The sequence below is a fragment of the Thermohalobaculum sp. genome (genome assembly GCF_058622915.1).
On the sequence record NZ_JBZSYN010000134.1, the window covers coordinates 1 to 8,180 of the forward strand.

At 70.0% G+C, this 8,180-nt stretch carries 10 protein-coding genes; 6 read left to right on the plus strand and 4 right to left on the minus strand.

What is annotated here, in order from left to right; translation table 11 throughout:
- A partial coding sequence (locus AC32QD_RS10465; protein WP_492010442.1) for a nuclear transport factor 2 family protein occupies positions 1-406 on the plus strand: 406 nt, incomplete at its 5' end.
- A 26-nt stretch (positions 407-432) separates the two neighbouring features.
- Here AC32QD_RS10465 and AC32QD_RS10470 read toward each other — a convergent pair.
- From AC32QD_RS10470 to hemF, 3 genes are read right to left on the minus strand one after another with little or no spacing between them, the layout of a single operon-like run.
- Positions 433-768, minus strand: coding sequence for an antibiotic biosynthesis monooxygenase family protein (locus tag AC32QD_RS10470; RefSeq protein WP_492010443.1), 336 nt, complete (start codon positions 766-768; stop codon positions 433-435).
- Positions 765-1,511, minus strand: a complete 747-nt coding sequence (locus tag AC32QD_RS10475) for an SDR family oxidoreductase (protein WP_492010444.1) — start codon at positions 1,509-1,511, stop codon at positions 765-767. The genes AC32QD_RS10470 and AC32QD_RS10475 overlap by 4 nt, the downstream gene beginning before the upstream one ends.
- A 13-nt stretch (positions 1,512-1,524) precedes the next feature.
- Positions 1,525-2,418 carry an oxygen-dependent coproporphyrinogen oxidase gene (hemF, locus tag AC32QD_RS10480; protein ID WP_492010445.1) on the minus strand — a complete coding sequence of 298 codons (894 nt, stop codon included), beginning with the start codon at positions 2,416-2,418 and terminating at the stop codon, positions 1,525-1,527.
- A 79-nt stretch (positions 2,419-2,497) separates the two neighbouring features.
- Here hemF and AC32QD_RS10485 point away from each other — a divergent pair, with 79 nt between their 5' ends.
- Positions 2,498-4,345, plus strand: a complete 1,848-nt coding sequence (locus AC32QD_RS10485) for an ABC transporter ATP-binding protein (RefSeq protein ID WP_492010446.1) — start codon at positions 2,498-2,500, stop codon at positions 4,343-4,345.
- Between the two features lie 18 nt (positions 4,346-4,363).
- On the opposite strand, the gene AC32QD_RS10490 is transcribed toward AC32QD_RS10485, so the two are convergent.
- Entirely contained in the window at positions 4,364-4,849 is a 486-nt protein-coding gene (locus AC32QD_RS10490; protein ID WP_492010447.1) for a tRNA (cytidine(34)-2'-O)-methyltransferase, read from the minus strand.
- A gap of 169 nt (positions 4,850-5,018) precedes the next feature.
- Between AC32QD_RS10490 and petA the strand changes: the two genes are divergently transcribed.
- The 4 genes from petA to AC32QD_RS10510 all read left to right on the plus strand — a co-directional run.
- Positions 5,019-5,600, plus strand: a complete 582-nt coding sequence (gene petA / locus AC32QD_RS10495) for a ubiquinol-cytochrome c reductase iron-sulfur subunit (protein ID WP_492010448.1) — start codon at positions 5,019-5,021, stop codon at positions 5,598-5,600.
- Positions 5,601-5,613: 13 nt separating this feature from the next.
- Positions 5,614-6,921: a cytochrome b gene (locus AC32QD_RS10500; protein ID WP_492010449.1), complete on the plus strand. Its 1,308-nt coding sequence runs from the start codon at positions 5,614-5,616 to the stop codon at positions 6,919-6,921.
- A gap of 22 nt (positions 6,922-6,943) precedes the next feature.
- Positions 6,944-7,867, plus strand: coding sequence for a cytochrome c1 (locus AC32QD_RS10505; protein ID WP_492010450.1), 924 nt, complete (start codon positions 6,944-6,946; stop codon positions 7,865-7,867).
- Positions 7,868-8,035: 168 nt separating this feature from the next.
- Positions 8,036-8,180: chorismate synthase (locus AC32QD_RS10510; protein WP_492010451.1), on the plus strand; the 145-nt coding region annotated here is incomplete at its 3' end.

The window sequence follows — 8,180 nt, forward strand, 5'->3', positions numbered from 1 at the left end:
AGTCTCGTGGAAGTCGGGTGGGAGTGAGATGACGCACAGCCAGGTCACCGCGGTGCTCGACGCCAACGAGGCCTTCTATAGCGCTATGCGCGCGGGCGACATCGACATCATGGAAGCGCTGTGGGCCCGGTTCCGGCAGGTGAGCTGCACCCACCCGGACGGCCCGGCAATCTTCGGCCGCGGCGCGGTGATGGCGAGTTGGCGCATGATCCTGCGCCACCACCCGCCCGAGATCCACGCCTGGGACGCGCAAGCCGTGGTCACCGGGCAGAGCGCCATGGTGCTGTGCCGCGAGCGGATCGGCCCGATCGAGCTGATGGCCTCGAACGCCTGGGTGCGCGAGGAAGGCGCCTGGCGCATGGTCAACCACCAGGCCGCGCAGATCCCCGGGCCCCGGCTCGGCTGAGCCGTGGTTCGCTGAGCCGGGGGCGCCTACCAGAGCGCGTCGGCGGGGGCCTCGTCGCGGTCGGCGGGCCCGTAGTCGCGGATCACGCTGACCACGCGCAGCCGGTAGTCGGCGAACAGCCCGCCGCGCCCGGCCGCCTGGGCCTCGCGGTGCCCGGCGTGGTTGCGCCAGCGCGCGACGGCCGCCTCGTCGCGCCACAGGCTGAGCGAGAGCAGCTTGCCCGGCGTGGTCAGGCTCTCGAAGCGCTCGACCGAGACGAAGCCCTCGATCCTCTCCAGCTCGGGCCTGAGCGCGGCCGCCCAGTCGAGATAGGCGCCGCGCCTGCCCGGCGCCGGCTGCACCTCGAAGACGATGGCGATCATGCGCCGCCCCCCCAGTCCACCGGGTCGAGATGGGGGCCGCCGAAGGTCTGCTCGACAGGCTGCAGCTCGATGGTCGAGACGTTGACATGCGGCGGGGCCGAAACGGCGTAGAGGATCGCCCCGGCGACGTCCTCGGGGCTGAGCTCGCGGATGCCGGTGTCCTTGATCTGCGCGCGCCGGACCGGGTCGCTCACCGCCACGTCGTAGAACTCGGTCGAGACCCGGCCCGGGCAGATCTCGGTGACGCGCACGCCGGTGCCGCGCAGCTCGAGCCTGAGATTCTGGCCCAACAGCCGCACCGCCCCCTTCGAGGCGCCGTAGACCGCCGAGACCAGCGGGTAGAGCCCGGCCACCGAGCCGATGTTGACCAGGTGCCCGCGCTTCCGCGCGATCATGCCCGGCAGCGCCAGGCGCGACAGCTCCAGCACCGCGGTGACGTTGGTCTCGATGGTCTGCGCCACCGCCTCGCGGCTGGCGTCGGCAAGCCCGCCGAACCCCGCCCCTAGTCCGGCGTTGTTCACCAAAAGGTCGGGGGCGACCTCGGCCACCAGGCGCTCCATCGCCGCGGCGTCGCGCACGTCCGCCGCATGGGGCGTGCAGCCGGTCTCGCGCGCCAGCGCGTCCAGCCGCCCGGCCCGGCGGGCCAGCGCGTGCACCCGCCAGCCCGCGCCGGCGAGCGCACTCACCACGGCCCGGCCGATGCCCGACGAGGCGCCGGTGACCAGCGCCACTTGCTCGCTCATCGCATCCTCCCTCTCACGGCCATTTCGCCACCGGCGGCAGGCTCATCAGCACGGCCTCGGGGTTGTGGCCGGTCTCCAGCCCGAACTTGGTGCCGCGGTCGTAGACCAGGTTGAACTCGACATAGCGCCCGCGCTTGACCAGCTGGTGCTCGCGCTCGGCCTCGGTCCAGGGCTCGGACATGCGCCGCCGGGTGATCGGCACGAAGGCGTCGAGGAAGGCGCGGCCGACATCCTGCGTGAAGGCGAAGTCGTCCTCCCAGTCGCCCGAGCAGAGGTCGTCGAAGAAGATGCCGCCCACCCCGCGCGGCTCGTTCCAGTGGCGGATCAGGAAGTACTCGTCCGCCCAGGCCTTGAAGCGGGGGTAGTAGGCGGCGTCGTGCCGCTCGCAGGCCGCGCGCAGCGCCGCGTGGAAGGCGTCGGTGTCCTCGGCCACCGGCTCGACCGGGTTGAGGTCGGTGCCGCCGCCGAACCACCAGGCCTTGGGCGTCCAGAACATGCGCGTGTTCATGTGCACGGCGGGGCATCGGGGCGAGCGCATATGCGCCACCAGCGAGATGCCGGAGGCCCAGAAGCGCGGGTCCTCGGCGAGGCCGGGGATCTCCTTGCGCGCGGTCAGGCTGCGCTGGGCCAGCGCGCCCAGCGCGCCGTGCACGGTCGAGACGTTGACGCCGACCTTCTCGAACAGCCGGCCGGCGCGCATCACCGCCATGACGCCGCCGCCGTGGTCGCCCTCGCCCTCGCCGGCGCGGCGGGTCTCCTTGCGCGCGAACCGGCCCGGCGCCAGATCCGCGTGCGGGCCGGTGGTCTGGGCGTCCTCGAGCGCCTCGAATTCGGCGCAGATGCGGTCGCGCAACTCGGCGAACCAGGTGCTGGCGCGGGTCTTCTCCGCCACGAGTTCGTCGTGCATTCTTGCCTCTCCCGCCGGGCTGGACACTGTTAGGCTGGCGCGCCGGGCCCCGGCAAGGCCGAACCGTTCGAGACATCGCATGTTCCGCTATTTCGAGACCCTGATCGACCCCTACCAGCGCTACGAGAACCCCGACGAGTTCCCGGGCCGGCTGATCCCGTTCTACCTCAGCTTCCTAGGCCCGGCGCGCTGGGTGCTGGGCTGGACCATGGCGCTGGGGCTCGCCTTCGCCGTCACCGAGGCGCTGATGCTGCGCTTTGCCGGGCAGCTCGTGGACATCCTGACCCACTCGACGCCGCAGACGCTGTGGCGCGACCACGGCGGCGCGCTGCTGGCCATGGCCGGCATCGTGCTGGTGTTCCGCCCCTTCGTGCGCATCGCCGAGAGCCTGGTCTCGAGCCAGGGCTTCTATGCGCCGATGGGCGCGCTGATCCGCTGGCGCACGCACCGCAAGATGCTGCGCCAGTCGCTGGGCTTCTTCACCGACGACTTCGCCGGGCGCATCGCCACCAAGCAGATCCAGCTCGCGCCCGCGCTCAACGACTCGGTCTACCAGATGGCGCAGGAGATGTGGTACGCGCTGATCTACGTGTTCGGCGCCGCGGCGGTGCTGGCGGGCGCCGACCTGCGGCTGGTGCTGCCGCTGGCGCTGTGGTTCGCCGGCTTTCTCGCCATCGCCGCGTTCTTCGTCCCCCTGATCACCCGGCGCAGCCGCGCCGTGGCCGATGCGCGCTCGGTGCTGGCGGGGCGGATCGTCGACGCCTACACCAACATCCAGACGGTCAAGCTGTTCGCCCATGCCGAGCGCGAGGAAGCCTATGCGCGCGAGGCGCTGGAGGACTTCCGCTGGACCTTCGCGCGCCAGACGCGGCTCTTCACGCTGCTGACCGTCGCGCTCGCCGGGCTCTCGGTGGTCCTGATCGGCGGCGTGATCGGCTATGCCATCTGGCTGTGGAGCTTGGGCGCGGTGACCGTGGGCGCGGTGGCCACGGCGGCGGCGCTGGTCACCCGGCTCAACGGCATGGTGGACTGGATCATGTGGTCGCTGACCACGCTGTTCCAGAACATCGGCACCGTGCAGGACGGCATGGAGACCATGTCGAAGCCGCTCAGGCTGACCGACCGCCCGGACGCCAGGCCCCTGACCCTGTCCCAGGGCGAGGTCCGGTTCGACCACGTCACCCACCGCTACGGCCGCGGCGGCGGCGGCGGGGTGGTGGACATCGACCTGACCATCCGCGGCGGCGAGCGGGTCGGGCTGGTGGGTCCCTCGGGCGCGGGCAAGTCGACGCTGGTCAACCTGGCGCTGCGCTTCTTCGACCCCGACGAGGGGCGCGTACTGATCGACGGCCAGGACCTCGCCCACTGCCGGCAGGAGAGCGTGCGCGCCCGCATCGCCATGGTCACCCAGGACACCTCGCTGTTGCATCGCTCGATCGGCGAGAACATCCGCTACGGCCGGCCCGAGGCCAGCGAGGCGGAGCTGTGGGAGGCCGCGCGCAAGGTGCGCGCCGACGAGTTCATCCCCGACCTCGCCGACCAGGACGGCCGGCAGGGCATGGAGGCCCATGTGGGCGAGCGCGGCGTGCGCCTGTCGGGCGGCCAGCGCCAGCGGGTGGCGCTGGCGCGCGCCGTGCTCAAGGACTCGCCGATCCTGATCCTCGACGAGGCCACCTCGGCGCTCGACTCCGAGGTCGAGGCGGCGATCCAGGACTCGCTCGAGGCGCTGATGGAGGGCAAGACCGTGATCGCCATCGCGCACCGGCTCTCGACCATCCAGCGCATGGACCGCATCGTGGTGCTCGACCAGGGCCGCGTGGTCGAGGAGGGCAGCCACGCCGCGCTGCTCAAGGCCAAGGGGCGCTACGCCCGGCTCTGGGCGCGCCAGTCGGGCGGCTTCATCGGCAGCGAGGTGGCGGCGGAGTGAGGCGCCCCGCGGGCCGGCTCAGGCCGCGAGCTGGCGCAGCGCCTCGGCCGCGGCGATGGCCGCCGCCATGCCGACATTGAGCGAGCGCGCCCCGGGCCGCATGGGAATGCGCACCCGCGCCGGCGCGGCCTCGATGACGGCGCCGGGCAGGCCGCTGCTCTCGGAACCGAGCAGCAGGATGTCGCCGGGCGCGAAGCGAAAGGCCCACAGTGCGGTCTCGCCCCCGGGCACCAGCGCCACCAGCCGCCCCACCGGCCGTTCAGAGAGGAATTCTGCCCAGGAATCATGGCGATACAGCTCGGCCAGCGCGGCGTAGTCCATCGCCTGGCGGCGCCAGGCGCGCGGGCTCAAGGCAAAGCCGCAGGGCTCGATGACATGCACCGCGACGCCGAGACAGGCCCCCAGCCTGAGCACCGCGCCGACGTTCGGCGCGATCTCCGGCTCGACCAGCGCCAGCCGGATTTGCGCACCTTCAGCCTTGCACTCGGGCCGGTCGTCTTGCAAAAAGCCCTCCGGTCAGGTCGAAACGTGCGGCGGGTTGTCCGCTGGACCGGACGCCGGCCGCCCGCTAGGAATGTCAGCGTAGCGGGTGGGGGCAGCCGCGCAAGGCACCATGACGCAATCCGGCAGTCTGGTGGCCGGTTGGGGGAAACGAGAAAAGGGAGTGAGAGAGGTGTCTCACGCAGACAGTCACGACGGTGGCGGCCACGACGACGCCACGCGGCGCGAGTTCCTTTACGTCGCCTCCGGAGCCGTGGGCGCCGTCGGCGTCGCGGCCGCGATCTGGCCCCTGGTCGATCAGATGAACCCCTCGGCCGACGTGCTGGCGATGGCCTCGATCGAGGTCGACGTGAGCGGGGTCGAGCCCGGCATCCAGATCACCAAGAAATGGCGCGGCAAGCCGATCTTCATCCGCAACCGCACGAAGAAGGAGATCGAGGAGGCCAGGGCGGTCAAGATCGACCAGCTCAGGGACCAGGTCGCGCGCAACCCGAACCTGCCCGCGAACGCCCCGGCGACCGACCAGAACCGCACGATCGGCGGGCGCGAGGACTGGATGGTGATGATCGGGATCTGCACCCATCTGGGCTGCGTGCCGCTGGGCAACGAGGCGGGCAAGTACAACGGCTGGTTCTGCCCCTGCCACGGCTCTCAGTACGACACCGCCGGGCGCATCCGCGAAGGGCCTGCCCCGGAGAACATGTTCCTGCCACCGGCCAAGTGGCTTTCCAAAACCGTGGTCAAGCTGGGCTGAGGGAGGGCGCTCGATGGCGGGCATTCCACACGATCACTACGTTCCGAAGAACCCTTTCATGAAGTGGTTGCACAGGCGGCTGCCGATTGCCGGCCTGATCCACACGACGATGGTGATCCCGACCCCGAAGAACCTCAACTGGATGTGGATCTGGGGCGTCGTCCTGGTCTTCGCCCTGATCCTGCAGATCGCCACCGGGATCGTGCTGGCGATGCACTACACCTCGAACAGCAGCCTGGCCTTCGCCTCGCTGCAGCAGATCGACCGCAACGTGCAGGGCGGCTGGCTGCTGCACACGCTGCACCGCAACGGCGCGTCGCTGTTCTTCTTCGCGGTCTATTTCCACATCTTCCGCGGGCTCTATTACGGCTCCTACAAGGAGCCGCGCGAGATCACCTGGATCATCGGCATCCTGATCTACCTGGCCATGATGGCCACGGCCTTCATGGGCTACCTGCTGCCCTGGGGGCAGATGTCGTTCTGGGGCGCGACCGTCATCACCAACCTGTTCTCGGCCATCCCGCTGATCGGCAGCAGCATCGTGGTGTGGCTGCGGGGCGATTTCGCGGTGGGCAACGCGACGCTGCAGCATTTCTTCTCGCTGCACTACCTGATGCCCTTCGTCATCGCGGCGCTGGTGGGCGTGCACGTGTGGGGCTTCCACTCCACCGGCAACAACAACCCGACCGGCGTCGAGGTGCGGCGCGACTCGATCGAGGTGGCGAAGAAGGACACCGTGCCCTTCTGGCCCTATTACGTGATGAAGGACCTGTTCGCGCTGAGCTTCGTGCTGATCATCTTCGCGATCTTCGCCTGGTTCATGCCCGACTATCTGAACGAGCCGGACAACTATATCCCGGCGAACCCGCTGGCGACGCCGCCGCACATCGTGCCCGAATGGTACTTCCTGCCCTACTACGCCATGCTGCGCTCGATCACCTTCAACATCCTGTTCATCGACGCCAAGCTCGGCGGCGTGCTGACGATGTTCGGCGCGATCGTCGTGCTGGCGCTGGTGCCGTGGCTCGACACCTCGCGGGTGCGCTCGGGCCGCTATCGGCCGCAGTTCAAGTGGTGGTTCTGGCTGCTGGTGTTCGACTTCGTGTTGCTGATGTGGGCCGGCGCCCAGCGGCCGACGGCGACCATCAGGACCATCTCGCTGATCGGCACGATCTACTGGTTCGGCTTCTTCCTGGTGATCCTGCCGATCCTGGGCGTGACCGAGAAGCCCAAGCCCGTGCCCGAGACAATCGAGGCCGACTTCGATGAGCACTACCCGCCCAAGAAGGCGTCCGCCCCTGCGGCGACGCCGGCCGAGTGAACGAGAGGCGAGGAGAGAGACGATGATCACCAACCGCATCATCCCCGCCCGCCTCGTCCCGGTGCTCATGGCCCCGGTGCTCCTGGCCCCGGTGCTCCTGGCCCCGGTGCTCCTGGCCCCGGTGCTCCTGGCCGCGGCGGTCGCCTTCCCCGGCCCCGCCCTGGCGGCCGAGGGCGGCCACATCAAGGACATCTCGTACAGTTTCGAGGGACCCTTCGGTACCTTCGACAAGCACCAGCTGCAGCGGGGCTTTCAGGTCTATCACCAGGTCTGCTCGGCCTGCCACGGGCTGAAATACCTGTCGTTCCGGTCGCTGGGCAACGAGACCGGGCCGGGATTCCCCGCCGACGAGGTGAAGGCGATTGCCGCCAGCTACCAGGTGCCCGACCCGGCGAGCGGGCCCGGCGCCACGCGTCCGGGCAAGCCCTATGACAACTTCCCCGCCGTCACCAGCGTCGGCGCCCCGGACCTCAGCGTGATGGCCAAGGCGCGCGCCGCCTTCCACGGGCCCTATGGCCTGGGCATCAACCAGCTCATCCACGGGCAGGGCGGCCCGGAATACATCCACGCGATCCTGACCAGCTTCACCGGCAAGACCGTGCAGCAGGCGGGCACCACGCTCTATCTGAACACCGCCTTCCCCAGCGGCAAGATCCGCATGCCGCCGCCGCTCAGCGACGGGGCGGTCGACTACAAGGCCTACACGCCCGAGGGGACCGTGACGACCAAGACGGACTACCAGCCGCCGAAGCCCACGGTCGACCAGATGGCGCGGGACGTCTCGGCCTTCCTGATGTGGGCCGCCGATCCGCACATGGTCGAGCGCAAGGAGTCGGGCTTCCGCAACATCATCTTCCTGATCGTGCTGACGGTGCTGCTCTACTTCACCAACAAGGCGCTGTGGGCGCCGATCAAGCGCCAGGACCAGGCCGAAGGGACCGAATAGACCCTCCGGACCCGTCCGCCGAAGCGTCTGCAAGGCCCTGCGCCCCCGCCCCACAGGCGGGGGCGCTGTCGGTATGCCCGCCCGACCTGCTGCAGAAGGCTTTTTCTGCGCCCGGCAAGGCGCTATGACGGCGCCAGAAGGGGGTCTGCCCAAAAGGGGTCCGCGCACATGCCGCTCAACAGCTTCGGCCACCTGTTCCGCGTCACCACCTGGGGTGAGAGCCACGGGCCCGCGCTGGGCGCCGTAGTCGACGGCTGCCCGCCGGGGATGGCGCTCGCGCCCGAGCAGATCCAGCACTGGCTCGACCGCCGCC